Consider the following 24,553-nt stretch of genomic DNA (forward strand, 5'->3'; position numbering starts at 1 on the left):
GGCAGGACGGCGGCAATTGCGTGCCGCCGTCCCGCAGGGCCTCACACGAACAGGAAGTCGTTGGCCTGCAGGCTGGCGAGCGAGACGTTCTGCAGCGTGATCACGTGCGTGGCGTCGAGCGTGATCACCACGTCGGCGCCCACCTGGGCCGCGCGGCTCTGCACGCCGGCGAAGTCCGTGAACTGCGCCGCGTCGAGCTGGATCACGTCCTTCGACTCGAAGTCCGTCACCACGTCCCTGCCGAAGTCGCCCGAGAAGACGAACCGGTCGACGCCGACGCCGCCCGAAAGGGTGTCGTCGCCGAGGCCGCCGTTGAGCGTGTCCGTGCCCACCAGGCCGGTCAGCTTGTCGGCGCCGCCGAGGCCGTTGATCGTGTCGTCCAGCGCCGTGCCGTTCAGCGTGTCGCCGTTGGCCGTGCCGTTGCGCACCGGCGCATTGGCCACGCCGCGGACGGTGACGTTGATGGTCCCTGTCGAGACCGCGCCGTGGCTGTCCTGCACCTGGTAGGTCAGGACGTCGATCAGCGTCTCGGGCTGCTTCAGGGCGTCGGCGGCGTCCCCGCCGGCGACATAGACCACCTTGCCGTTCACGATCGAGGCCGTGCCGGCGCCGGTCGACGACGTGACGCCGACCAGGGTCAGGGTGTCGCCCGCGTTGCGGTCGGTGTCGTTGGCCAGCACGTTGATCGTGACCGACTGGTTCTCGGCCACGGTCGCGGCGTCGCCGCCCGTGGAAGGCCGGAAGTTCACGAAGAAGCGGGCCACCGAACCGTCGTGGTCGGACGTCTGGTTGGCCACCGCCTGGTTGGCGTTGACGTGGACGATGTCGTACTGGGCGCCGGCCGCGAGCTCCGGCGAGGCCAGCATGTGGTCGATCAGCTGGTTGTTGCCCTCGAAGTTGTACGAGTAGCGCTCGTTGACCGGCAGCAGGTTGGCGAGGTTGCTCAGCCCGCCGGCCTCCAGCTGGGTGACGCTGGTCTCGAACTGGAAGGCGTTGAAGTCGCCGAGGACGAGCACGCGCGCGTCGGGGTCCGAGGCCAGCAGGTTCTCGACGTAGTTGCGGATGTGCAGCGTCTGCTCGACGCGGCGGTCGTCGCCCGCGTTGAGCGCCGGCTGGTTCTGTCCGAACAGTCCGTCGCTGCCCAGGCGCGAGGTGTTGTGCACGCCGATCAGCGTGACCGTCTCGCCGCCGAACGTGAAGACGCCCACCAGCGGCTTGCGGCTGTTCGCGTAGGTGTCGCCGTTGGCCGGCGTCGTGTCGGTGATCTGGCTGACCGAGACGAAGCCCACGCGGTCGGGATTGTAGAGGTAGCCGTTGCGGATGTTGCCGTTCCCCTCCCCGCCGTTCTGGTTGTTCCCGGTGGGGGCCACCTCGACGTAGACGTAGCGGGGCCCGCCGGCGGCGACGATGGCGTCGATCAGCTTCTGGGCGGTCGGCTGTCCGGAGTAGTTCGTCCCGGCGCCGGGGCCGTCGGCGTCCTGCACCTCCTCGAGGCCGACGATGTCCGGCGCGCCCAGGTTGGTGACGATGTTGCCGGCCAGGGCGTCGAACTTGGCCTGCGGGTCGAGGGGGTCGAGGTTCTCGACGTTGAAGGCGCCGACGGTCAGGTGCTCGGCGCCGCCGCGCAGCGTGGTGGTCTCGCGGGGGAGGACGACGGGGCCGCTGCCGGCCGACCCGATCGCGGTGGGCAGCACCTCATAGTTGCCGCCGAAGTAGTGCATGATGCCGGTGATGTCGCCGAGGTCGTCGCCCGTCACCGCGTTGGGCTTGGCGCCGATCGGCGCGACGCCGCTGTCATAGAAGATCTGGACCCGCTCGGGGTTGAAGTCGCCGGCGCTCACCGTGATGCCGCCCGCGGCGTTCATGCCGGTGGCGTTCGCGCCCTGGTTGGCGACCACCCACGTGGAGTTGCCGTTGGTGGGGCCGACGGCCTGGGCGTCCGGCACCGTCACCCGCATGCCTTCCAGCGACTCGTAGAAGTCGATGGCGTCCTCGGCGGGGTCGAAGACGGCGAAGTCGTCGTTGTCGATCACCGAGGTCGGGACGAGACGGCCGCCCGTCCCGAGCACGACCGCGGCCGGCAGCGGGTTGCCGCTGCTGAGCACCGTGATGATCGGCGAGTCGATCTCGGTGATGCCGAGGTTGTTGGCGTTGGAGCCGAAGAACTCGTTGACGTCGCCCTCGACCCGCACGAGGTCGCCCACGCTGACCGTCGGCGCGGCGCCGGTGAAGACGAAGATGGCCTCGGACGTGGCGTCGTTGGCGTCGGGGTTCGGATCCTGGATCCAGAAGCCGCGCGCGCCGGTGGTGTCGATCGCCGTGACGATCCCGGTGGTGAACACGTGCGCCCCGTTGAGCGGCGAGATGTGGCCCGCGCCCTGGATGTCGTGGATCGGCACCGGGGTGGTGTCGTCGTTGAGGATCGTCCCGGTCCCCTCGCCCGAGCCCTGGATCGTGGCCGCGCCGCTGACGTTGACGAGGTTGCTCAGCACGACCTTGAAGGTCTCGTTGGCCTCGGTGGTCATGTCGCCGTTGATGGTGACCGAGATGGTCTGGGTGGCGGGCCCGCCGGCCGCGAAGGTCAGGGTCCCCGAGGCGGCGACGTAGTCGCTCCCGGCCGTGGCGTTGCCGCCGCTCGTGGCGAAGTCGACCGAGAACTCGCCCGCCGTGTTGCTGCGGGTGACGGTGAACACCATGGTGGTCACGCCCGCGTCGCCCTCGAGGATGGAGACGCTGTCGATCGTGACGCTGGCGCCCACCGCGGCGGCCTGGCTGGTGACGCTGATGTTGTCCATGCCGATGAACGCGTCGCTTCCCGTGGCGTCCACGGTCATGAAGCGGATCTGGATCGTGGCCTGGCCGTTCAGCGCGCTGGGCAGGTCCAGCGAGATATGGCCCGTCGCGGCGTTGGCGATGTAGGCGCCCGGCACGTTGGTCCAGGTCTCGCCGTCCGCCAGCCGGTACTGGATGTTGAACTGCTGCACCGCCGCGTCGGCGTCGAGTCGGCGCAGGTCGAGGTCGAGGTGCAGGCTCTGGCGGCCCGTGGCGTTGAGGTACAGCACGAGGCTGGGGGCGTCGGCCGTGCCCGACCCCTGGAAGCCCACGACCGGATCGGCGCCATGGAACTCGGCGACGCCGCCGTTGCTGATGCCGAAGCTCGACTGGTTGGCGATCACGTCGACCGCGCCGAGGTTCGACCCGGTGAGCGTGCGCGCGTCCGTGGTGACGAGCGACGTGCTGCTGATGTCGCCCAGGTAGCCGACGATGCTGGGCACGTTGCTCCAGTCGTCGTTGACGGTGATCAGGGAGATGTTGGACCAGTCCTGGAAGAAGTCCCCACCAGCCAGGTTGAAATAGACCGCGCTCATTATGCCCCCACTGAAACACCCGTTACGCGGCCCCTCCCCAGGGGCCGGTCAAGCAACCAAGCCTGCCCCAGGTTCGAGCGCAAGCGCCGGCAGCCGTTCGCCCACAGGCGGCGCACCGTTGCAGCCGCGCTGCCCGCGCAGAGCCCGCTCTGCGCAAGGATCGGGCTGGCTTAGCGAGCCCGGGTGACAGGTCGAAGACGGTCTGATCAAAGTCCCGCGTCCGCCACGCGGGCGGCGATCCCCATCGACGGCGCATCCCGCCGCGGCTCAGGAGTCCCGAATGAAGTTGGCCTTCATCGCCGCCGCCCTCAGCCTCGCGGCGGGGCCGGTCGCCGCGGCGGTCAAGCCGGTCCCCCGCGACGAGCGGGTCTGGGCCGCGGCCGAGGCGGCGCGCGCCGAGCAGCTGAAGCTGCTCGAGACGGTGGTGAACATCGACTCCGGGACGGGCGACGTCGAAGGCGGCCGCAAGGTCGCCGCCGTCCTGATCCCGCGCCTCGAGGCGCTGGGCATGACGGTCGAGAAGGTGCCGGCCGAGGCGCCGGGACTGCCCGAGAACATCGTCGCCACGCTGAAGGGCACGGGCAAGGCCCGCATCCTGCTGATCGGGCACCTCGACACCGTGTTCGAGCCCGGGACGGCGGCGAAGTGGCCCTACTCGGCGGCCGGCGACCGGGCCACCGGGCCCGGCGTCGGCGACGAGAAGGGCGGGGTCGTGGCCGGGGTCTACGCGCTCAGGATCCTGCGCGACCTCGGGTTCAGGGACTTCCGGCAGATCGTCTTCCTGATCGAGAGCTCGGAGGAGCGCGGGTCCCCGGGCACGCGCAAGCTGATCGACCGCCTGCTGGCCGACGCCGACGTGGAGCTGAACCTCGAACCGGGCGACGCCCCCGACGTGATCACGGTCTGGCGCAAGGGCTCGACGGTCGTGAACATCGCGGTCAAGGGCCGCGCCGCGCACGCCGGGGTCGCGCCGCAGGAGGGCCGCAACGCGGCGGAGGAGCTGATCAACCAGCTCAAGGGAACGGCGCAGTTCCCGAAGACCGGCGACGGCACGACGCTGAACCTGACGGTCCTGGACGCGGGCACGCGCAACAACATCATCCCCGAGGACGCCAGCGCGACCCTGAGCCTGCGCGTGCGGGAGAAGGCCGAGGCCGAGCGCGTCTTCTCGGTGCTGGAAGCCAACGCGCGCACGACGGTCATTCCCGACACCCGGGTGACGGTGACGCGGCAGCCCTCCTTCCCGCCCCTGCCCGACAATCCCGCCACCGACGCCCTCGCCGACCGCGCGGAGGCGATCTACGCCGGCCTGGGACTCTCGCTCGGCCGGGGCGGCAATGGCGGCGCCTCGGAGTCGGCCCTGGCCCACGAGGCGGGCGTGCCGGCGCTGGACGGACTGGGCCCGGTCGGCGGGGCGTTCCACTCCGACAAGGAGTGGATCGACCTCAGGAGCGTGACGCCGCGGCTCTACCTGCTGACGAAGCTGATCATGGACGTGGCGAAGACGCCGCCCGCGCGGCACGCCCCGACGCGCTGAGCGTCGGGTTCAGGCGGCGATCCCGGCGATCCACTCGCGCAGCACCGCCAGCACCTGCTCGGGCGGCGCGTACCCGCGCGTGACGACGCCGTAGACCCCCTGGGCGTTCGGCCCGCCGACCAGGGTGGGAAAGCCCGTGACGCCGGCGCGGTGCGACGTCGCGTAGTCGCGCCAGGTCTCCTGCTTGGCGTCCTCGGTGGACCAGTCGGCCAGGAAACGCTCGCGGTCGAGCCCGAAGTCGGCGGCGAGATCGGCCAGGACCTCGGGGCGGGTCACGTCCCGGCCCTCGGCGTAGAAGCCGCGCTGCACGGCCGCCAGGTATCGCAGGGCCACGTCCTGCCCCTCGCGGCGCACCACCACCACGGCGCGCGCGGCGGGGTCGGTGTCGTAGACGAAGCCGGGCTGGTTGATCACCGCGGGATCGAAGGGCAGACCGGACGCCTCGTGCACATGATGCCAGTGCCCGGCGATGTCGACCTTGGCCTTGTCGGTCATCGGCTCTTCCGTGCCGGGCCGCAGCCCCCCCATGATCACCCGGATCGGCAGGGCGTTGCCGTAGGCGGCGCGGACCTGCTCGATGACCGGCGAGAACCCGTAGCACCACGAGCACATCGGGTCGGAGAAGTAGATCAGATGCGGGCCGTCCATCCCTCGCCTCCTTGTCCGCGCGATGATCGCAGCGATCCGGCCACGGGTCACGCGCGCTCTTCACCTTCGCCGCCCATTGGGTCCACACTCGTCACATGGCGCACGACCACCACGACCACCATCACGACCACGATCATGAGCAGGAGCCGCCCTCCGAGATCGCCCTGCGCGTGAAGGCCCTGGAATCGCTGCTCGTGGAGAAGGGCCTTGTCGAGTCGGCGGCGCTCGACGCCATCGTCGACCACTATGAGCACAAGGTCGGCCCCAGGAACGGCGCGCGCGTGGTCGCCCGGGCGTGGACGGACCCGGACTACCGCCGCCGGCTGCAGGAGGACGCGACCGCCGCGATCGCCGAGTTCGGCTTCACCGGGCGCCAGGGCGAGCACATGATCGCGGTGGAGAACGGCCCCGGCGTTCACAACCTCGTCGTCTGCACCCTGTGCTCCTGCTACCCCTGGCCCGTCCTGGGCCTGCCGCCGGTCTGGTACAAGTCGCCGCCCTACCGCTCGCGCGCCGTGATCGATCCGCGCGGCGTGCTGCGCGAGTTCGGAACCGAGCTCCCGGAAGACGTCGAGGTGCGGGTCTGGGATTCCACGGCCGAGGTCCGCTACCTGGTCATTCCCGAGCGCCCGCAGGGGACCGAGCACCTGGACGAGGGGGCCCTGGCCGCCCTCGTCACGCGGGACGGCATGATCGGGACGGCGCGGCTGTGAACGGCGTGCACGACATGGGGGGCATGCACGGGATGGGTCCCGTCGCGCCAGAGCCGGGCGAGCCCGTGTTCCACCACGCGTGGGAGGGCCGGGTCCACGCCATGACCCTCGCCTCCCCGACCCGGGGAAACATCGACGCGGGCCGGCACCAGCTCGAGCGGCTGCCGCCGGCGGAGTACCTGCGGATGAGCTACTACGAGAAGTGGCTCGCCCGCCTCGAGCTGCTGCTGGTGGAAGGCGGGTTCGTGACCGCCGAGGAGCTGGCGACGGGCCGGGCCGACCCGGCCGCGCCGAAGGGGACGCCGGTGCGCCCCGCGGACAGTGTCGAGGCCGCGCTCACCGGTCCCTATTCCTACGTCCGCGAGGGCGGGGCGCCCGCCTACGCCGTCGGCGACAGGGTCCGCGCCCGCCGGATCAGCCCGCCGGGCCACTGCCGCCTTCCGCGCTACGTCCGCGGCTGCGTCGGAACGATCCTGCGCCGCCACGGCGCGCATGTGCTGCCGGACGCCAACGCGCACGACCTGGGGGAGCAGCCTGCGCAACTGTACACGGTGCGCTTCGCCGCGCGCGACGTGTGGGGGCCCGAAGCGTCCGCCGTCGACAGCATCAGCCTGGATCTGTGGGAGCCCTACCTTGAGCGCGCCTGACGTCCTGGCGCTGCCGCGTCTCCCGCGCGACGCCGAGGGGCCCGTCTTCGCCGAGCCCTGGCAGGCGCAGGCCTTCGCGCTCGCCCTAAGGCTCCATGAGGCCGGCGCGTTCAGCTGGCCCGACTGGGCGGAAGCCCTGTCGCAGGAGCTGGCCAAGGACCCGGCCGACGACGGCTCCCGCTACTACGAGCATTGGGTGGCCGCGCTGGAGCGGCTGGTCGACACCGGGGGTCTCACAAGCGCTGACGAGCGTGCCGCCCGGCAGGCCGCCTGGGCCGAGGCCTACCGGCGCACGCCTCACGGCCGACCCGTCGAATTGTGAAGCTTCCGGGAACCGTCGCCATGACCACGCGCTCAAGCTCGTGGAGGACGGCATGGTTCAACTTGCGGTGACCCTGAAGGACGGGGACTGGACGGTCTTTCACGACGGCAAGGCCGTGGCCGGCGAGCTCTCCCGCTCGGCCGCCGTGCAGATGGCCAAGGACCTGGCGTTCGAGGCCGAGGAGCGCGGCGAACCGGTCGAGCTCCTGATCCAGGGCTACTATGGCGAAGTGAGCCGCCGCATCACGGGCGGCTCCGAGGACTAGCCCCGACGCATCTGCGCCTTCATCTCGCGCTTCGCGCGGGCCTCAGCCTTGGCCTGGGCCTTGCGGGCCTTCCGCTCGTCGCGCTTCAGCTGGAGCATCAGCTCCTCGTCGTTCTCGCGCGCCAGGCGGGCCTCTTCCTCGGCCTTCTCCTTGGCGATGCGCGCGGCTTCCTTCTCGGCGGCGCGACGCTCGCGGACTTCCGCCAGCTCGCGCGCCTTCTTCTGCTCGCGCGTCTCGAAGGCGCCTTCGGCCCGGACGGTCGGCTTCGGCTTGAACTTCTCGAGGAGGGCTTTCCGGGCCTCGGCCTGAGCGGCGAGACGATCGGAGAAGCCAGGCATGACCTTGGATTCTCTCATGTTCACTTATGGCAGTTGATGAAACTGGTTGGCCCCGCGAGGGAAACCCCCGCGGGAGCCGAGAGGTTGCGCGACCTCAGCCGACGATCTCGTCGTCCTTGAAGAACTGCGCGATCTCGATCCCGGCGTTCTCCAGGCTGTCCGAACCGTGCACCGAGTTCTCGCCCACGCTCTCGGCGTAGAGCTTGCGGATCGTGCCGTCGGCGGCCTGGGCCGGGTTGGTGGCGCCCATCACCTCACGGTACTTCGCCACGGCGTTCGGGCCTTCCAGCACCTGCACCACGACCGGCGCGGAGGTCATGAAGTCGACGAGCTCGCCGTAGAAGGGGCGCTCCTTGTGCACCTCGTAGAACTTCTCGGCCTGGGCCTTGCTCATCCGGATGCGGCGCTGAGCCACGATCCGCAGGCCGGCGTCTTCGATCACCGCGTTGATCTTGCCGGTCAGGTTCCGCCGCGTGGCGTCCGGCTTGATGATCGAGAAGGTGCGTTCGGTCATGGGCTCCGCTGGGCTACTGCAGATGTGGGAAAGACGCGGGGCGTGCCCCCGCGCGAGTGGCGCGGTCTATATCGTGATGCCGCCCGCCAGCGCAACCCGGGATGCGGCCCGGGCGCCGGGCCAGATTCGCGCAGGCATGACGCACCCGCGCGCGTCTGCTAGAGCCCCCCGCCAGCTAGCCCCATGTTGCAGATCAACGACCTTGTCCTCGACGCCTGGGGACGCCGCTTCTTCGACCACGCCACGGTCACCCTGCCCAAGGACGCCAAGGTCGGCCTCGTGGGGCGCAACGGCGTGGGCAAGACCACGCTGTTCAAGGTCATCCTGGGCCAGCTCGTCCATGGCTCGGGCGAGATCGGCCTGCCGCGCCATGCCCGGATCGGATCGGTCGACCAGGAGCATCCCGCCACCCCCGTCTCCCTGCTCGACACCGTGCTCGAGGCCGATGTCGAGCGGCACACCCTGCTGGGCCGGCTGGACACCGCGCCCCCCGAGGACCTGGGCGACATCTACGCGCGCCTGATCGAGATCGACGCCGATCGCGCCCCTTCGCGCGCCGCCGAGATCCTCGCGGGCCTGGGATTCAGCCAGGCCGACCTGGCGCGGCCGATGGCCGAGTTCTCGGGCGGCTGGCGGATGCGCGTCGCGCTGGCCGCGAGCCTGTTCGCCGAGCCCGACCTGCTGCTGCTGGACGAACCCACCAACTACCTGGACCTGGAGGGGGCGCTCTGGCTCGAGGCGCGCCTCAAGAAGTACCCCCACAGCGCCATCGTGATCAGCCACGACCGCGAACTGCTGAACAACTCGTGCGACCACATCCTGCACCTGAAGGACGGGAAGCTGAACCTGTACGTCGGCGGCTACGACGCCTTCGAGCGGCAGCTGACCGAAAAGCTGCGCCTGCAGGAAGCGATGCGCGTGAAAATCGAGGCGCAGCGGGCCCACCTGCAGTCGTTCGTGGACCGGTTCCGCTACAAGGAGTCCAAGGCCCGCCAGGCCCAGTCGCGCCTGAAGATGATCGCGCGCCTGCCGCCGGTCGCCGCGGTGGTGGAGGAGCGGGTGACGCCGTTCGTCCTGCCCTCGCCCGAGCGGCCGCTGGCGCCGCCGCTGCTGCGGCTGGAGGACGCCGCCGTGGGCTATGGCGGACCGCCGATCCTGAAGAAGCTGAACCTGCGCCTGGACGTGGACGACCGCATCGGGCTGCTGGGGGTCAATGGCGCCGGCAAGTCCACCTTCGCCAAGCTGGTCGCAGGCGCGCTGAACGCCGAGACCGGGCGCCTGCACCGCTCCCCGCGCCTCAAGGTCGGCTGGTTCCACCAGCACCAGATCGAGGCGATGGACCCCGACGACACCCCGCTCGAGATCATCCGCCGCGTGATGCCCGAGGCGACGGAGGCGTCGCGGCGCAACCGGCTGGCCCAGTTCGGGATCGGCTTCGAGAAGGTGGAGACGACGGTCGCCAACCTGTCGGGGGGCGAGCGTGCGCGCCTGCTGCTGAACCTGGTGGCGATGGAGGCGCCGCACCTCCTGATCCTCGACGAGCCGACCAACCACCTCGACATCGACTCGCGCCGCGCGCTGCTGGACGCACTGAACGAGTACGAGGGCGCGGTCATCCTGATCACCCACGACAGGTCGCTGATGGAACTGGTGGCCGACCGGCTATGGCTGGCCGCCGATGGCGGGATCGAGCCGTTCGACGGTGACCTGGAGGACTACGCCAACTTCGTCCTGGAGCGCGCCCGTATGGCCGCGCGCAGCCCGACGCAGGTGAAGGCCGAGACCGCTCCGCCGCCGCCGCCTCCACCGCCGCCGGCAAGGGCCCGCGTTCCCACTGGACCCGCCCGGCGACGAGCGGAAGCGGCCGAGGCCGCCCTGCAGAAGGCCACCGAACTGGTGGCGATCATCGATCGGGCGCTAGCCGACCCGGCGACCTTCTCGGGCGACCCGGCCAAGGCCGCTGAGCTGGGGCGCAGGCGGGAGGCCGCCCAGGCCGCCCTGGAGCGGGCGGAACTGGAGTGGATCGAGGCCCAGGAGGCCTACGAGGCGATCCTCAGGTGATGTGCTTGGGGCTGATGGGATCCGAGCCGGGGAAGGTCTCCTCGATCGCCTCGTCCAGCAGCGCCTCCTGACGGTCCTCGGCCGAGGCCTCGCGCTCCGCGAGATGGTCGTGCTTCTGGCCTTCCGGCAGCGGCTCGGCGCTGCGGCTCGAAGGACCTTCCACGCTACGCTGTTCCCTGATGTCGCAGGTCGGGTCCGTGGCCAGGTCGGCGGTCGCCCCGCTCGTGCCGTGGGTCAGGCCGCGATCCTTGTCGTGCTTACCGGTTTGCATTTGACGCTCCTCGCATTCGGTAGCGGAACGTCGGCCGGGCGAAGGGGTTGCCTTGGCCGTAGCCGCATCGGACGTCCCGCGCGGCTAGCCTCGCTTGGGACCGCCGAGAAGGATCTGGCCCTCGTTCTGGAGCCGGCCCTTCACCTTGTTGGCGATCATCCCGAAGATGCCCGGCAGGACGACGTCCAGCCGGACGTCCTGGTCGGACACGTCGATGGACCCGGTGATGGTCTGGCCGATCGCCTGCAATGAGAAGGCGAGCCGGTCACCCGTCCAGTTCTGCTTCAGTTCGCCCACCGCGCCGATCTGGCTGGTGAGTCCGCCGAGGCCCTCCGCGATGCGGCGGCGGGCTTCCGCGCGGCCTAGCTGGTGCGGAATGGTGACGGTGATCGGCTTGCTCATGGGCCCTAGAACGATCCAGGCGCCGCAGGGGGTTCCCGTCGTGCGCGCCGCTGCGGCGTCACGGGCGATGGAACCCCGACCGCGGCCTAGAGGAACATCCAGCGTCGGTGCTGCTCGCGGACGCGAAGGTTGTTCTGCACGTTCACGACCCCGTCGACGTCGGCGACATCCTCGATGCGGCGCTTGTCGCCCTTGCGCCGGACGGTGCCGTTCAGGATCACCTCGCCGTTACGCACGTCGACCTCGACGTCGCTGAGATCCAGCCGCCGCTCGTCCTCGAGCCGCTCCGTGATCACCGCCCAGAGCACCCGGTCGGAGGGCCCGTCGCGGCGTCCGTGCCGCCGGTCGGCCCAGGCGTCGGCGCGGCGGCGGTCGTCATGGCGGGGCGGATCGTCGCGATAACGGCCCTCGTCGTAGCGACGGCGTTCGTCGTAGGCGCGTACCTCGCCGAGGGGCCTGTGTTCATCGTAGCGGCTCGCCTCGCCGAGAGGCCGCCGCTCGTCGCGTCGGTCCCAACGCTCGTCCCGGTCCACCCGGTACCCGGTCCGGTGCTCCGGGTCGTAGGCGTACCGGTCTGAGTAGTCCGCCTGGCCGTAGTCGTCGCGGTCGCGGTCCCTCAGGCGCCGCAGACGCTCGCTCTCCAGGTCGCGCCAGTCTTCCCGCGCCATCCAGCGTCTCCTTGAAACGGTCTTGATGCTGACGGAGAAACCTGCGCCTTGCGCTTCGGTTCCCGAAGCCGACCATGGGCCTGAGCCCGATTCCGCGGAGCTGACCGAGCCTTGCTAGCCCAAGACCCCGACGCGCGGCCCGGCTCCCTCCCCGAGGATGTGGAAGAGGAACTGGCCGCCGTCCTGCCCGAGACGCAGGGCTCGCGGTTCGGGCGGTTCCTGGGCGGCGCGATCTGGCATTTCGTGGCCGTGATCCTGCTGGCGGCGGCGGCCTTCATCCTGTGGCGGGAATTCCACGACCTCAGCCCCCAGGAGCTGGCCGCGGCGATCCGCGCCTGGGGCTGGGACTCGACGCTGATGGCCATCGGCCTGTCGGCCGGAAGCTTCGCCCTGATGGGGGTCGTCGAGCTGATGGGCCTGCGATGGGCCGGCGCCCGCATCGGCGCCGGCTCGGCCATGGCGGGGGGCTTCATCGCCTGCGCCCTGTCGCACAGCCTGGGCGCGAACCTGCTCGTCGCGGGGGCGGTGCGGGCCCGCTTCTACGCCAAGCACGGGATCACCCTGCGCCAGGTGGCGGCGGCCACCGTGTTCAACAGCTTCACCTTCACCGCCGGCATCGCGACCCTGGCGGGCTTCAGCCTGCTGCTGGCGGGCAGTCACGAGATCGCCGCGGTCAGCCGCATCGCCAACCCGGTCGCCGACGTGCTCGGCGGGCTGCTTTTGGCCGGCGTGGGCGGCTACGTGGTGCTGTGCGCCGTGCTCAGAAAGCCGCTGCGCGCGTTCGGTCACAGCGTGAAGCTGCCCTCGCTCAAGGTGGCCCTGGCGCAGCTCGCGATCGGGACGATCGACAACGCCATGGCCGCCGCCATCCTGTGGGTTCTGCTACCTGCGGGTGCGATCGGCTACTTCGCCTTCGTGGGCTCCTATGCGCCGTCCGTGATCGTCGGCCTCATCTCGCACGTGCCGGGCGGCGTGGGGGTGTTCGAGAGCACGCTTTCGACCCTCACGAAGGGGCTGAACCCCGCCGCGCTGGCCGCGGGCTTCCTGGGCTACCGCCTCTTCTTCTTCCTGCTGCCGCTGATGATCGCGGGCCTCGCGCTGGCCGCCGACACCGTGCGGGAACGCGCCCGCGCCGCCCGGCGCTGAAAAAAATTCTACCAGTGGATGCATCCCGTGCATCCGGGCGCGCCCTGGCCTCGTAACTCCGACGTCCGCGCATCTCCCACACACACGGACAAAAACGCGGCAGCGGCCCTGTTCCCCGACAACCGCCGCCGTACGCCCCGGTCCCCCGCCTCCCGTCGCGGGGACCGGGGCGACCCTTATCCGGAAGCTCCAAAACCGCTACTGGAACGGCCATGAGCCGCCCCCTCGCCGTTTTCGCCTACGATTTCGACGGAACCCTCGCGCCCGGCAACATGCAGGAACACGCGTTCATCCCGGACGAACTGGGGATGGACCACGCCGACTTCTGGGCCGAGGCGGGGCGCCTGGCGCGCGCCCAGCGGGGCGACGGCATCCTCGCCTACATGCACCTGATGCTCGCCAAGGCCCGCGAGAAGGGCCTGGAGCTCAGCCTGGAGAGCTGGCGTCGCCGCGGGGCGAGCCTGCCGCTGTTCCCGGGCGTCGAGGACTGGTTCGCCCGGCAGAACGCGCGGGCCGAGGCGCTGGGGCTGGACCTGCGCCACTTCATCATCTCGTCCGGTAACCGCGAGCTGATCGAGGGGTCGCCGATCGCCGGCTGGTTCGAGCGCATCTACGCCTCGGGCTTCATGTTCGACGAGGACGACGACGCCATGGGGATCGCTCTGGCGATCAACTACACGGCCAAGACCCAGTACCTGTTCCGGATCAACAAATGGACCCTGGACGAGTGGGACAACGAGGGGATCAACGCCTACCTCGTCGACCGCGAGCGCCCGGTCCCCTTCAGCCGCATCGCCTTCTTCGGCGACGGGCTGACCGACATCCCGGTGATGCGGGTGATGACCGACCACGGCGGCCACCCCGTGGCGGTCTACGATCCGCAGACGCCGATCACCGAGGCCGCGGCCGCCAAGCTGCTGGCCGACGGCCGATCCCGGCTGGCGGCCGGCGGCGACTACCGCGAAGGCTCAAGGCTGGACACGCTGGCCGAGGACATCCTGCGCGAGATGGCCCGCGGCGTGACCAGCGACATGTTCGGGTAGCTGACCGCCCGGGGCGGGGGAGTCGGCCCTTTCGCCTTACCTCCCCCGCGAAGCGGCGGGAGGGGGACCGCTCGCCGAGGCGCAGCCGAAGAGCGAGGGGTGGAGGGGCGAGCGGCCGGCATTGCGGAACGATCGGCCTTGTTTGGCTCGGCGGACGAGGCTCGCCCCCTCCACCCCCCGCTCTCCGGCCGGCTCGCGCCGGCCTCGGCGGGCGGTCCCCCTCCCGCCGTCGCGGCCGCGACGGGGGAGGTAAGGCTCGCCTCAGCGGTCGTCGTACAGTCGCCGCAGCACCGCGGGCGCGAGGCCCGGCAGGTCCTCGGAGATCAGGCCGGGACCGTGCAGGTCGGCGGCTTCGGCGTGGATCCAGGCGGCGGCGCAGGCGGCTTCGAAGCTGTCCATGCCCTGGCTGACAAGGCCGCCGATGAACCCCGCCAGCACGTCGCCCGAGCCGGCGGTGGCGAGCCAGGGCGAGCCGTTGACGTTGACGGCCGCGCGGCCGTCCGGCGCGGCGACGACGGTGTCCGGGCCTTTCAGCAGCACGACCGCCCCGGCCCGTTCGGCGGCCTTGCGGGCGGCGGTGATCCGCTCGGGCGACGCCTTCAACAGGCCCGGGAACAGCCGCTCGAACTCGCCCGCATGGGGCGTGAGGACGTCGTCGCGATCGAGCACGGAGAACAGCTCCTCGGGATCGTCCCGGAACACCGTGATCGCGTCGGCGTCGATCACCAGCGCCGCGCCCGTGCGGGCGAGCGCCAGGACGTTCAGCAGGGTCGTCTCGCTCACGCCCGCTGCCGGGCCGATGATGGCCGCGTCGGCGGTGTCGGCCGCCTGCTCCAGCTCCAGGTCGGTCGCGAAGGGGCGCAGCATCACGGCTTCCAGGTGCGCGGCGTTCGGGGCGAGCGCCTCCTCGGTGGCGTAGAGGGTGACGAGGCCCGCCCCGATGCGCAGGCCCGCCCGGGCCGCGAGCCGCGCGGCTCCGGTGCTCCAGGCCTCGCCGGAGATCACGATCAGGCGGCCGCGGGCATGCTTGTGGGCCGTCGCGGTCGGCCAGGGGAAGCGGGCGAGCCAGAGCTCGGGGCCGTTCTCCACGAGCTTCGACGGCGTCGCGCCCAGCCCGATGTCGGCCACCACGACCTCGCCGCAGAGGCTGCGGCCGGGCTCCAGCACCAGCCCCGGCTTGCGGGCGTGGAAGGTCACGGTCAGCCCGGCGCAGACGGCGGGCCCCTTGGGCTGGCCCGTGTCGCCCGGCACGCCGCTGGGAACGTCCACCGCGACGACCGCCTCCGGCCGCCCGGCCAGGGCCGCGGCGGCCTGCGCGGCCACGCCGTCCAGGGGCCGCGAGAGGCCGGCCCCGAAGAGCGCATCGACGACGAGGCCCTCGCCGGCCCTGCCCTCCAGCGCGCGCGTCTCGCCGTCCCAGCGCGCGGCCATGGCCTGCGCGTCGGCGGTGGCCGGCTCGCCCAGCCGGCGGACCTCGACCGGCCAGCCCCGCGCCTTCAGCAGACGGGCGATCACATAGCCGTCGCCGCCGTTGTTGCCCGGCCCGCAGAGCACCTGCGTCGGCTGGGGGCTGAAGCGCGCGGCGATCGCCTCGACCACGGCCGCGCCCGCCCGCTCCATCAGCTCGACGCCCGGCGTGCCCCCCGCGATCGCGGCGCGGTCGGCCGCGGTCATCTCGGCGACGGTGAGGATCGGCTGGGCGGTCACGCGGGACTCCGTTGGCGGCCAACGGTGTTTCACCCCGCGCGCCCGGGTTCAAGCCCCGGTCAGAGCACCTGCGTCGCGGCCTCGGCGCCCTTCTCGACCAGCCGCACCGTTCCGCCGTCGGTTTCCAGGACGGTGATGGAGCAGTGGTCGGGCCGGAACGCCAGGACCTGGTCGACGCCCAGCAGGCGCGAGACGGCGGCGTTGATCGCGACGTAGTGCGAGAAGACGGCCGTGTGGCCCCGGCGGCTGAGCGACTCGACGATCTCCCCGCGCCAGGCGTCGTAGTCGAGGTCACCGCGGATGTCGGACCAGACCCCCTCGAAGGCCCTGCGCAGCCACGCCGGGCGCTCGGCCGCGCTCAGGCCCGACGGCGTCGGGATCTCGCCCACCACCGGGTCGACCTCGATCGTGACGCCCAGGGCCTGCGCCGTGGGCTCGGCGGTCTCGCGGCAGCGCCGCAGGGGCGAGCTGACGACCAGCCGCGGCCGCTCGTCCTGTGGACGCGACAGCAGCCAGTCCCGCGCCGCCCGCGCCTGCCCCTGCCCGGTCTCGTCGAGGCCCGGGTCGTCGTCGTGGCCGCCCCAGGTGGAGGACGGTCGGCCGTGCCGGATGAGGTAGAGCCGCGCCATGGTCACGCCGGGGTGAAGATGTTGAGGTCGCCCGCCTGCGACACGGTTCCCTTGCGGCCCACCTGTTCCGAGGCCTCCATCGAGGCCAGGGTCGCGGGATCGGCCGGCGTGTTGGCCACGAACCGGCGGCCGTTCTCGTCACGGCCCACGACGATCGCCATGAAGGGTCCCTCTCGCTTGTGGACAACGGTGTAGGTCTCGATCGTGCCGCCGCCCTGCGGCGTCTCGACGATCTCGGGGTGCGGCAGCGCATCGATCTCGCGCTGCAGGACCGCCGGGTCCTCGCGCTCGAACGGCCTGTCGGGCGGCGTGGTGGAGTAGATGCCGGTGGACTGCTTGGTGAGGTACCAGCCGTTGCCGGTGATCAGGCCGTAGGCGCCCGGCTTCTCCGTGAGCTTGCGGTGCATCACGGCCACGGAGTGCATGACGTAGTTGTTCCCGGGACCGCCCATGTAGGGGAGCCCGCCGGTCACCGTCAGGCCGCGCGGATCGTCCAGCGACAGCCCCAGCTCCTCGGCCCCGACCTCCACTGCCACCGGGAAGCACGAGTAGAGGTCGATGAAGTCGATCCGGTCGAGACCCACGCCGGCCATCTCGAACGCCCGCTTCCCGGTGAGCCGCATCGCCGGGCTGGAGTGGAAGTTCTGGCGGTCGGTGAGGTTCCACAGGTCGGCCGCGTCGGCGCAGCCGTGCAGATAGACCCACTTCGATTCCGGGACGCCCAGCTCGCGCGCCTTCCTGACGCTGCAGACGAGGACGGCCGCCGACTGGTCCACCTCCATGATGGCGTTGAGCAGCTTCGGGTACGGGAAGCCGATCATCCGGTTCTTCTCGGAGACCTCGACCAGCTCCTCGGGCGTGCGGGCGGTGGGGAACCAGGCGTCCGGGTTCTTCGCCGCCACCTGGCTGAACGCGGAGAACAGCTTGCCCAGCCGCTTCTGGTGGTCGGGGATCGAGCGCTTGTCGCGGGCCCGCAGCGCGTTCTCGAACATCGGATAGATGTTGATCGGGCGGTTCAGGCCGTGGCGGCCCTCATAGGGGGTGTTGCCCGGCCGGGGATCGCCGACCCGCTGGGGCGGATCGAGCGTCTCGTCCTCGACGGCCTTCCAGTCGTCGAACGGGAGCCCCTTGCCGGCGCGCTTCATGGCCGAGCCCAGGAACTCGCATCCCACGGTGAGGGCCAGGTCCGCCTCGCCGCGCGCGATCCGCTCGGCCAGCGTGTTGATCAGGTACTGGGGCGTGTTGCCGCCCATCTCGGAGTAGGCGCTCCAGCGCGGGTTCGCGCCGATCATGCCGGAGAGCAGCGCCGGCGGGTTGGTGGAGTGCGGAATCATCCCCCGCTTCGAGCCGGGCGCGTCGATGGTGAAGCCCGCCACCGCCAGGGTGTCGATCGCCGCCAGGCCCGCCGCGCCGATGCCGGCGTCCGCCGCGGCGCGTTCCGCCGCAATCTTCAGCAAAGTGGTCGGCGACGGCGAAGCGGCCGGATCGCCCCGGTAGGTGAATTGGCCCGCTCCGATGAGCACCGGGGTCCGTTCGTCCATGTCAGCTCTCACTCCCGAGACGTTTCGCGGCGATCCTAGGGGTGGAAGACGCCGTCACAAGGCGATTCCCGGCCTGATCGTTTTTTGAACTTTCGGCGCCTATTTCCTAGGCGCCCGCTCAGTTTCGCAACTCGCCCCAACGGCAAGCAACCGCTCGCCGCTTGTGAGGGCGGCCCGGCGCGTGCTGGGTCGCCCGCAACCGGCGGGGGCCCCGGCGACCGCAAGCCAATGTCGAGCGCATGAAAAAGATCGAAGCCATCATCAAGCCCTTCAAGCTCGACGAGGTGAAGGAGGCTCTCCAGGAACTGGGCGTCCAGGGGATGACCGTCATCGAAGCCAAGGGCTACGGGCGCCAGAAGGGCCAGACCGAGCTCTACCGCGGCGCCGAGTACGTCGTGGACTTCTTGCCCAAGATCAAGGTCGAGGTCGTGGTCGCGGACGATCAGTTGGACCGCGCGCTGGAGGCCATCGCCGGCGCCGCGCGCACCGGGCGGATCGGGGACGGCAAGATCTTCGTCACCGAGGTGCTGGACGTCGTGCGGATCCGCACGGGCGAGTCCGGCGCGATCGCCATCTGAACATCGGGTCTATCGAAAGGGGATAATCAACAATGGCTTCCGCCAAGGACATCCAGAACCTCATCAAGGAAAAGGACGTCAAATACGTCGACGTCCGCTTCACCGACGTGCGCGGCAAGATGCAGCACGTGACCTTCGACATCGACCTGGTGGACGAGGAATTCCTCACCGACGGCACCATGTTCGACGGCTCCTCGATCGCCGGCTGGAAGGCGATCAACGAGTCCGACATGAAGCTGCGTCCCGACCTGGACTCGGCGATCATCGACCCGTTCTACCAGCAGACCACGCTGGCGCTGTTCTGCGACGTCGTGAACCCCGACACCAACACGCCCTACAACCGCGACCCGCGCTCGATCGCCAAGGCCGCGCTGAACCACGTGAAGGCGCTGGGCATCGGCGACACCGTCTACTTCGGTCCGGAAGCCGAGTTCTTCATCTTCGACGACGTGCAGTGGAACACCGCCCCGCACGACACCCGCTACTCCTACGACTCCACCGAACTGCCGGTCAGCTCGGGCAAGGCCTATCCGGAAGGCAACATGGGCCACCGGCCCGGCCCGAAGGGCGGCTACTTCCCCGTGAACCCGGTGGACTCGGGTCAGGACCTGCGCGGCGAGATGCTGGCGGTCATGGGCGAGCTGGGCATGAAGCCCGAGAAGCACCACCACGAGGTGGCGCCCGCCCAGCACGAGCTCGGCCTGAAGTTCGACGAGCTGATCACCATGGCCGACCGCCTGCAGCTCTATAAGTACGTGATCCACAACGTGGCCCACGCCTACGGCAAGACGGCCACCTTCATGGCCAAGCCGATGTTCGGCGACAACGGCTCGGGCATGCACGTGCACCAGTCCATCTGGAAGGCCGGCAAGCCGATGTTCGCGGGCGACAAGTACGCCGGCCTCTCGGACATGTGCCTCTGGTACATCGGCGGCATCATCAAGCACGCCAAGGCGATCAACGCGTTCTCGAACTCCACGACGAACTCGTACAAGCGCCTGGTGCCGGGCTACGAGGCCCCGGTGAAGCTGGCCTACTCGGCCCGCAACCGCTCGGCCTCGATCCGCATCCCGCACGTGGACTCGCCGAAGGCCAAGCGCATCGAGGCCCGCTTCCCCGACCCGATGGGCAACCCCTACCTGACCTTCGTGGCCCTGCTGATGGCCGGCCTCGACGGGATCGAGAACAAGATCGATCCGGGTCCGGCCATGGACAAGAACCTCTACGACCTGCCGCCGCGCGAGCAGAAGAAGGTTCCGGAAGTCTGCGGCAGCCTGCGCGAAGCCCTCGACAACCTCGACCGCGACCGCGCCTTCCTCAAGAAGGGCGGCGTCATGGATGACGACTTCATCGACAGCTACATCGAGCTGAAGATGGAAGAGGTGATGCGCCTGCAGCTGCACCCGCACCCGGTCGAATTCGACATGTACTACAAGTGCTAGCCGCCTGACGTTCAGGTGGATCGGAAGGGGCCGCGGAGCGATCCGCGGCCCTTTTTCGTGGGCGCCCCCGGCGGCGGACGGACGGCGCGGCGCGACCGCCGGCAGTTGAGAGGCGACGCCGACCCGCTCTAGAAGGACGGAAACCCTTCGCAGAGTGCCCGCCTTGAAATCCGCGCTCCTCGCCGCCGCCCTCCTGCTGGCGGCCGCCTCCCCGGTCTTCGCCCAGCCGTCCGCCGGTCCCCAGCCCGTCGCCCTGCCCCCCGCGGTCCCCGCCCCGCGCGACGTGGCCTATCCGGGCGTGATCCGGCTGGAGGTGGACCTCACCGACACGGCCCGACGCATCTGGCGCGTGAAGGAGACCATCCCCGTCGCCCAGAGCGGTCCCCTCACCCTGCTCTACCCGCAGTGGCTTCCCGGCAAGCACGCGCCGCGGGGCGCCATCGACAAGCTCGCCGGCCTGGTGATCAAGAGCGACGGCAAGACGATCCCCTGGGTGCGCGACACGGTGGACGTCTACGCCTTCCACCTGGACGTGCCCGCAGGCGTGCGGGAGATCACCGCGGAGTTCCAGTTCCTGACTCCCACCGCGCCCAACCAGGGCCGGGTGATGGTGACGCCCGAGATGCTGAACCTGCAATGGGAGGCCGTGGCGCTCTATCCCGCAGGCCACTTCAGCCGGCGGGTCATGGTGGAGCCGCGCATCCGGCTGCCGGGCGGCTGGGGCTATGGCGTGGCCCTGGACACCGCCGCGCGCGAGGGCGACGTGGTCCGCTTCAAGCCGGTCGACTTCGAGACCCTGGTGGATTCCCCGATCTTCGCCGGCCGCCACTTCCGCCAGATCGACCTCGACCCGGGCGCCAGGATTCCCGTCCGCCTGAACGTGGTGGGCGACACGGCCGGCGAACTCGTGGTCGCCGACAAGGTGGTCGAGACGCACAGGAACCTCGTGCGCCAGGCGGACAAGCTGTTCGGCTCGCGCCCCTTCGACCGCTACGAGTTCCTGCTGGCCATTTCCGACCGGCTGGGCGGCATCGGCCTGGAGCACCACCGCTCCAGCGAGAACCAGGTCGAGCCCGGCTACTTCACCGACTTCGACAAGGCGGTGACCGACCGCAACCTGCTGGCGCACGAATACACCCACGCCTGGGACGGCAAGTACCGCCGCCCGGCCGAGCTCTGGACGCCGAACTACAACGTGCCGATGCGCGGCCAGCTCCTGTGGGTCTACGAGGGCCAGGACCAGTACTGGGGCTATGTCCTGGGCGGCCGCTCGGGCATGTTCTCGAAGGAGGAGAGCCTGGAGGCCCTGGCCGCCACCGCCGCCACCTACGAGACCCGCATCGGCCGGCGCTGGCGGCACATGGAGGACACCGGACAGGATCCGGTGATGTCGGCCCGGCGGCCGCAGCCGTGGGTGAGCTGGCAGCGCAGCGAGGACTACTATTCCGAGGGCCAGCTGATCTGGCTCGACGCCGATACCCTGATCCGGGAGCGGTCCGGCGGGAAGCGCTCGCTGGACGACTTCGCCCGCGCCTTCTTCGGCGGCAAGGACGGCGACTGGACGGTGCGGCCCTACACCTTCGAGGACGTCGTCGCGGCGCTGAACGCCGTCGAGCCCTACGACTGGGCGACGTTCCTGAAGGTGCGGATCAGGGACGTGGCGGTGAAGCCGCCGCTGGACGGCATCACCCGCGGCGGCTGGAAGCTGGTCTACGACGAGACGCCCACCAGCTACTTCAAAGCCGCCGAGACGGCCGCCAAGAACACCAACCTGACCTATTCGCTGGGCGTGGTCCTGGGCCGCGAGGGCGAGGTGACCAGCGTGCTGTGGGACAGCCCGGCGTTCGACGCGGGCCTGACGGTTTCGACGCGGATCCTGGCCGTGGACGGCATCGCCTATGACGCCGATCGCCTGAAGGTGGCGATCACCGCCGCCAAGGACGGCCGGCCCATCAGCCTGCTGGTCCGGAACGGAGACCATTTCCAGACGATCCAGATCACCTACCGGGGGGGCCTGCGCTATCCCCGTCTGGAACGTCTCCCCGGGAAGCCGGACCTGCTCAGCGAGATCTACCGGCCGCGGTAGCGGCTCAGGACAGCCGTTCGTCCAGCCAGGCCCCCGCGGTACGGATCGCGCGGCGCGCGGCGTTCAGCACGGCGCCGTAGGCCTGGAACACGTGGATCATCTCGGGCCAGACCTCGAGCCGGACCTCAACGCGCGCCTGGGCCAGGACGTCGGCGAGGGTCACGCTGTCGGAGAGCAGCGCTTCCTCCGAGCCGGTCTGGATCATCACCGGCGCCACGCCCTCGAAGTCGCCGAAGATCGGCGACGCCAGCGGATCGTGCGGATCGAGCCCGCCGAGATAGGCCAGGGCCATCTGGTCCAGGCCCGCCTTGGTGATGACCGGGTCCACGTCGGCCTTGGTCCGGTAGCTGGCCCCGGACTGCGTCAGGTCGGCCCACGGGCTGATGGCGAGATAGCCCGCCGGCTGCGGCAGCCCCGCGACCTTGAGGGACAGCGCGAGCGCCATGGCGAGGCCGCCACCGGCGGAGTCGCCCGCGACCGCGAGGCCGGCCGGCTCGGTCCCCGCGTCGAGCAGGGCCCGGTAGACCGCCGTCGCGTCCTCGACGGCGCCGGGAAACCGGGTCTCGGGGCCCAGCCGATAGTCCGGCACGATCGCGACCGCCCTCGCCGCCTCGGCGAGGCGGGCCACCATCGGCCGGTGGCTGCGCGGGCTGCCGATCGTGTAGCCGCCGCCGTGCAGGTAGAGGAGGCGCCGCCCCTCCACCGCCCCTTGCGGCACGACCCGCTCGCCCTTCACCCCGCCGAGCGCCAGCGGCTCGTGGAAGCACCCTCTCGGAAGCGCGCCGGCCTCGCCCACCGCGTCCATGGCCGCGCGCCGCTCGGCGTAGCTGGGCGGCGAGGACGGGTCCGGCGCCCGCGCCGCCAGCAGGGCCCGCACGCCCGCGATCTCAGGATCCCGCCAGCTCGCCAACGCACCCTCCGAAGGCTCGCCCCCGTCAGCGTGCCTAGAATCTGAGCGTGCCCTAGAATCACGGCGGCCGCACAGCGGTCTGTGGCCGCGCACATAGCCCGATCGGGGGATGGCGGCGCGGGCGAACCGGCTTCAGCGTAGTGCGATCGTGCTATGGAGCCCGGATGTCCGGAGACGAGGAAATTCTGGACCTGATCTACGGCGCGGCTCTCGACCCGAGCCTCTGGACGCGGGTCATGGAGCGGGTCGCCGATCAGGTGGGCGGCGGAGGCGCCACACTGGCCAGGTTGAGCGTCGTCGATGGGTCGGGCGAGGCGCTGCTGGCGCGCTCGGACCCGGAAACGCTTCGCACCTACGCCGAGCATTTCGAACGTCGCAACGTGCTGACCGTGGTGGAGGACCCCGCGGCCTACCGCCAGGGCCGGACAGCCGGGGTCGCGACGGAAGAGGCGGCCCTGCCGCGCGCGGCGTTCGAGCGGAGCGAGTTCTACAACGACTTTCTCAAGCCGCAGGACATCGACTCGGCGCTCTGGATCCGCCTGGAGCTGGCAGAGCGCGAGGTGTGCACGATCACGGTGGGCCGGCCGGAGCGTCGGGGGCGCTTCGAGACGTCCGACATGGAAGCCGCCCTCCGGCTGCGGCCGCATCTCGTCCGGGCCTACAAGATGGGGCGCAACCTCGCCGGCCGCCTGGGGCTGGCGCACGACCTGACCCAGGCGGTCGAAGGCTCGCTCCACGCGATCCTGATCCTCGACGCCTCAGGCCGGGTGGTCCACGCGAACCGCCGCGCCGCGTCGCTGCTGGGCCAGGACCGCGGGCTCGGGCTCGCGGCCGGACGGCTCTTCGCGTCCAACCCACAAGCCAATGCGACCCTGCAGAAGCTCATCGCGAGCGGCCTGGCGGCAGGCGGCGACAGGGCGGGCGGCGCGATGGGGATCCCGTCGCCGACCCGGCGGTTGCCGCTGGCGCTGCGCACCTCGCCGATCCCGGGCCGCGACATGCCGATATTCGGTGCGCCGGGCGGTCTGCTGGTCTCGGTCGCGGACCTCGATCGCCAGCTTCGCTCGCCCGCTGACGAGCTGCGCCTCCTGTTCGGACTGACCGCGGCCGAGGCCCGGCTCGCGGACGCCGTGTTCGAGGGCTTGAGCCTGCCCGAGGCGGCGGACCGCTTCGGCCTGAGCCTGCATACGGTCCGCTTCCAGATCGCCCGGGTGTTCGAGAAGTCGGGCGTCGCCCGCCAGACGGACCTCGTCAAACTGATGATGCGGCTGGCGGGGTAGCCCCGTCAGGCGGCGGCGGGCTGCCGCCGACGCGTCCGGATGGCGGCGCCGGCCGCGCCGAAGCCCAGGATCATCATCGCCCAGGTCGCCGGTTCCGGGACGCCGCCCGGGGGCGCCGGGAAGTCCACGCTGGCGACGGAGCCCGGCGCCTGGCGCGCATCGAGCTGGCCGGAGAACAGCAGGGTGTCGCCCGCGCCGAAGATGCTCACGTTCCAGAAATCGCGTGCACGGCAGCAGTCGGTGCGGCCTCTGATGCTGAGGCTGGAGAGCGTCGCGATCCGGCCCAGCTGAATCGTCAGCTTCTCGAGCCCATCCCCGCTGCCCGAGTAGTAGGGCGAGAAGACGGACGCGTCGATCGCGTCGCCCGCCGAAGTCCCAAAGCCGCTGCTCACCGCGCTGGCCGAGGCTCCCTCGGCGGCCGACGCGACGTTGTCCAG

23 protein-coding genes and 1 pseudogene are annotated in these 24,553 nt (G+C 70.7%); 12 read left to right on the forward strand and 12 right to left on the reverse strand.

The annotated features are described in order from the left end of the window. Positions 1 to 41: 41 nt before the first annotated feature. Positions 42 to 3,368, reverse strand: a complete 3,327-nt coding sequence (locus AC2D8W_RS13110; RefSeq protein ID WP_484671908.1) for a Calx-beta domain-containing protein — start codon at positions 3,366 to 3,368, stop codon at positions 42 to 44. Between the two features lie 280 nt (positions 3,369 to 3,648). On the opposite strand from AC2D8W_RS13110, the gene AC2D8W_RS13115 reads away from it, so the two are divergent. After that, on the forward strand, positions 3,649 to 4,905 hold the full coding sequence (locus tag AC2D8W_RS13115) for a glutamate carboxypeptidase (RefSeq protein WP_484671909.1): 1,257 nt from the start codon (positions 3,649 to 3,651) through the stop codon (positions 4,903 to 4,905). Between the two features lie 9 nt (positions 4,906 to 4,914). Here AC2D8W_RS13115 and AC2D8W_RS13120 read toward each other — a convergent pair whose 3' ends face one another. Next, the gene (locus AC2D8W_RS13120) at positions 4,915 to 5,553 is read right to left on the reverse strand and encodes a DsbA family protein (protein WP_484671910.1); all 639 of its coding nucleotides are present in this window, start codon (positions 5,551 to 5,553) and stop codon (positions 4,915 to 4,917) included. 95 nt (positions 5,554 to 5,648) lie between these two features. Between AC2D8W_RS13120 and nthA the strand changes: the two genes are divergently transcribed. From nthA to AC2D8W_RS13140, 4 genes are read left to right on the forward strand one after another with little or no spacing between them, the layout of a single operon-like run. Then, on the forward strand, positions 5,649 to 6,266 hold the full coding sequence (gene nthA, locus AC2D8W_RS13125; protein WP_484671911.1) for a nitrile hydratase subunit alpha: 618 nt from the start codon (positions 5,649 to 5,651) through the stop codon (positions 6,264 to 6,266). Continuing rightward, positions 6,263 to 6,913, forward strand: a complete 651-nt coding sequence (nthB, locus tag AC2D8W_RS13130; RefSeq protein ID WP_484671912.1) for a nitrile hydratase subunit beta — start codon at positions 6,263 to 6,265, stop codon at positions 6,911 to 6,913. The genes nthA and nthB overlap by 4 nt, the downstream gene beginning before the upstream one ends. After that, entirely contained in the window at positions 6,900 to 7,235 is a 336-nt protein-coding gene (locus AC2D8W_RS13135; protein ID WP_484671913.1) for a nitrile hydratase accessory protein, read from the forward strand. The genes nthB and AC2D8W_RS13135 overlap by 14 nt, the downstream gene beginning before the upstream one ends. 52 nt (positions 7,236 to 7,287) lie before the next feature. After that, positions 7,288 to 7,500 carry a hypothetical protein gene (locus AC2D8W_RS13140; RefSeq protein ID WP_293484578.1) on the forward strand — a complete coding sequence of 71 codons (213 nt, stop codon included), beginning with the start codon at positions 7,288 to 7,290 and terminating at the stop codon, positions 7,498 to 7,500. On the opposite strand, the gene AC2D8W_RS13145 is transcribed toward AC2D8W_RS13140, so the two are convergent. Together AC2D8W_RS13145 and ndk are read right to left on the reverse strand one after the other, a co-directional pair. Further along, positions 7,497 to 7,856 carry a DUF6481 family protein gene (locus AC2D8W_RS13145; protein WP_293484576.1) on the reverse strand — a complete coding sequence of 120 codons (360 nt, stop codon included), beginning with the start codon at positions 7,854 to 7,856 and terminating at the stop codon, positions 7,497 to 7,499. The two genes, AC2D8W_RS13140 and AC2D8W_RS13145, sit on opposite strands and share 4 nt — an antisense overlap. A 76-nt stretch (positions 7,857 to 7,932) precedes the next feature. Further along, positions 7,933 to 8,352, reverse strand: a complete 420-nt coding sequence (ndk, locus tag AC2D8W_RS13150; RefSeq protein WP_293484575.1) for a nucleoside-diphosphate kinase — start codon at positions 8,350 to 8,352, stop codon at positions 7,933 to 7,935. Between the two features lie 183 nt (positions 8,353 to 8,535). On the opposite strand from ndk, the gene AC2D8W_RS13155 reads away from it, so the two are divergent. Next, on the forward strand, positions 8,536 to 10,413 hold the full coding sequence (locus tag AC2D8W_RS13155) for an ABC-F family ATP-binding cassette domain-containing protein (RefSeq protein WP_484671914.1): 1,878 nt from the start codon (positions 8,536 to 8,538) through the stop codon (positions 10,411 to 10,413). Here AC2D8W_RS13155 and AC2D8W_RS13160 read toward each other — a convergent pair. From AC2D8W_RS13160 to AC2D8W_RS13170, 3 genes are all read right to left on the reverse strand, one after another. Beyond that, positions 10,406 to 10,684: a hypothetical protein gene (locus AC2D8W_RS13160; RefSeq protein ID WP_293484571.1), complete on the reverse strand. Its 279-nt coding sequence runs from the start codon at positions 10,682 to 10,684 to the stop codon at positions 10,406 to 10,408. The genes AC2D8W_RS13155 and AC2D8W_RS13160 overlap by 8 nt on opposite strands. An 84-nt stretch (positions 10,685 to 10,768) precedes the next feature. Continuing rightward, a complete protein-coding gene (locus AC2D8W_RS13165) occupies positions 10,769 to 11,086 on the reverse strand; it encodes a polyhydroxyalkanoic acid system family protein (RefSeq protein ID WP_484671915.1) in 318 nt (105 codons plus the stop codon). 86 nt (positions 11,087 to 11,172) lie between these two features. Further along, positions 11,173 to 11,754 (reverse strand): BON domain-containing protein, encoded by a 582-nt coding sequence (locus AC2D8W_RS13170; protein ID WP_484671916.1) that lies wholly within the window; start codon positions 11,752 to 11,754, stop codon positions 11,173 to 11,175. Between the two features lie 111 nt (positions 11,755 to 11,865). Here AC2D8W_RS13170 and AC2D8W_RS13175 point away from each other — a divergent pair, with 111 nt between their 5' ends. Together AC2D8W_RS13175 and AC2D8W_RS13180 are read left to right on the forward strand one after the other, a co-directional pair. Continuing rightward, on the forward strand, positions 11,866 to 12,900 hold the full coding sequence (locus tag AC2D8W_RS13175) for a lysylphosphatidylglycerol synthase domain-containing protein (protein WP_484671917.1): 1,035 nt from the start codon (positions 11,866 to 11,868) through the stop codon (positions 12,898 to 12,900). 212 nt (positions 12,901 to 13,112) lie between these two features. Beyond that, positions 13,113 to 13,943, forward strand: coding sequence for an HAD family hydrolase (locus AC2D8W_RS13180; protein WP_293484561.1), 831 nt, complete (start codon positions 13,113 to 13,115; stop codon positions 13,941 to 13,943). A gap of 261 nt (positions 13,944 to 14,204) precedes the next feature. Here the strand turns inward: AC2D8W_RS13180 and AC2D8W_RS13185 are convergent, their stop codons facing one another. The 3 genes from AC2D8W_RS13185 to AC2D8W_RS13195 are packed head-to-tail and all read right to left on the reverse strand — an operon-like array spanning position 14,205 to position 17,820. Further along, positions 14,205 to 15,650, reverse strand: coding sequence for an NAD(P)H-hydrate dehydratase (locus AC2D8W_RS13185; RefSeq protein WP_484671918.1), 1,446 nt, complete (start codon positions 15,648 to 15,650; stop codon positions 14,205 to 14,207). 59 nt (positions 15,651 to 15,709) lie between these two features. Further along, the gene (locus AC2D8W_RS13190; RefSeq protein ID WP_293484608.1) at positions 15,710 to 16,279 is read right to left on the reverse strand and encodes a histidine phosphatase family protein; all 570 of its coding nucleotides are present in this window, start codon (positions 16,277 to 16,279) and stop codon (positions 15,710 to 15,712) included. Positions 16,280 to 16,281: 2 nt separating this feature from the next. Continuing rightward, positions 16,282 to 17,820, reverse strand: a complete 1,539-nt coding sequence (locus tag AC2D8W_RS13195) for an acetyl-CoA acetyltransferase (protein WP_484671919.1) — start codon at positions 17,818 to 17,820, stop codon at positions 16,282 to 16,284. A 239-nt stretch (positions 17,821 to 18,059) separates the two neighbouring features. Here AC2D8W_RS13195 and AC2D8W_RS13200 point away from each other — a divergent pair, with 239 nt between their 5' ends. From AC2D8W_RS13200 to AC2D8W_RS13210, 3 genes are all read left to right on the forward strand, one after another. Then, positions 18,060 to 18,398: a P-II family nitrogen regulator gene (locus tag AC2D8W_RS13200; RefSeq protein WP_293484555.1), complete on the forward strand. Its 339-nt coding sequence runs from the start codon at positions 18,060 to 18,062 to the stop codon at positions 18,396 to 18,398. Between the two features lie 32 nt (positions 18,399 to 18,430). After that, positions 18,431 to 19,840 (forward strand): type I glutamate--ammonia ligase, encoded by a 1,410-nt coding sequence (gene glnA / locus AC2D8W_RS13205; RefSeq protein ID WP_484671920.1) that lies wholly within the window; start codon positions 18,431 to 18,433, stop codon positions 19,838 to 19,840. 154 nt (positions 19,841 to 19,994) lie between these two features. After that, the gene (locus tag AC2D8W_RS13210) at positions 19,995 to 21,926 is read left to right on the forward strand and encodes a M61 family metallopeptidase (RefSeq protein ID WP_484671921.1); all 1,932 of its coding nucleotides are present in this window, start codon (positions 19,995 to 19,997) and stop codon (positions 21,924 to 21,926) included. A gap of 4 nt (positions 21,927 to 21,930) precedes the next feature. Here AC2D8W_RS13210 and AC2D8W_RS13215 read toward each other — a convergent pair whose 3' ends face one another. Beyond that, positions 21,931 to 22,836, reverse strand: coding sequence for an alpha/beta hydrolase (locus AC2D8W_RS13215; protein ID WP_484671922.1), 906 nt, complete (start codon positions 22,834 to 22,836; stop codon positions 21,931 to 21,933). Positions 22,837 to 23,000: 164 nt separating this feature from the next. Here AC2D8W_RS13215 and AC2D8W_RS13220 point away from each other — a divergent pair, with 164 nt between their 5' ends. Further along, positions 23,001 to 24,116 carry a helix-turn-helix transcriptional regulator gene (locus AC2D8W_RS13220; RefSeq protein ID WP_484671923.1) on the forward strand — a complete coding sequence of 372 codons (1,116 nt, stop codon included), beginning with the start codon at positions 23,001 to 23,003 and terminating at the stop codon, positions 24,114 to 24,116. A gap of 5 nt (positions 24,117 to 24,121) precedes the next feature. Here the strand turns inward: AC2D8W_RS13220 and AC2D8W_RS13225 are convergent. Beyond that, a pseudogene (locus AC2D8W_RS13225) lies at positions 24,122 to 24,220 on the reverse strand (PEPxxWA-CTERM sorting domain-containing protein); the annotation flags it as partial. Between the last annotated feature and the right edge of the window lie 333 nt (positions 24,221 to 24,553).

The organism is Phenylobacterium sp. T106, from assembly GCF_057219735.1.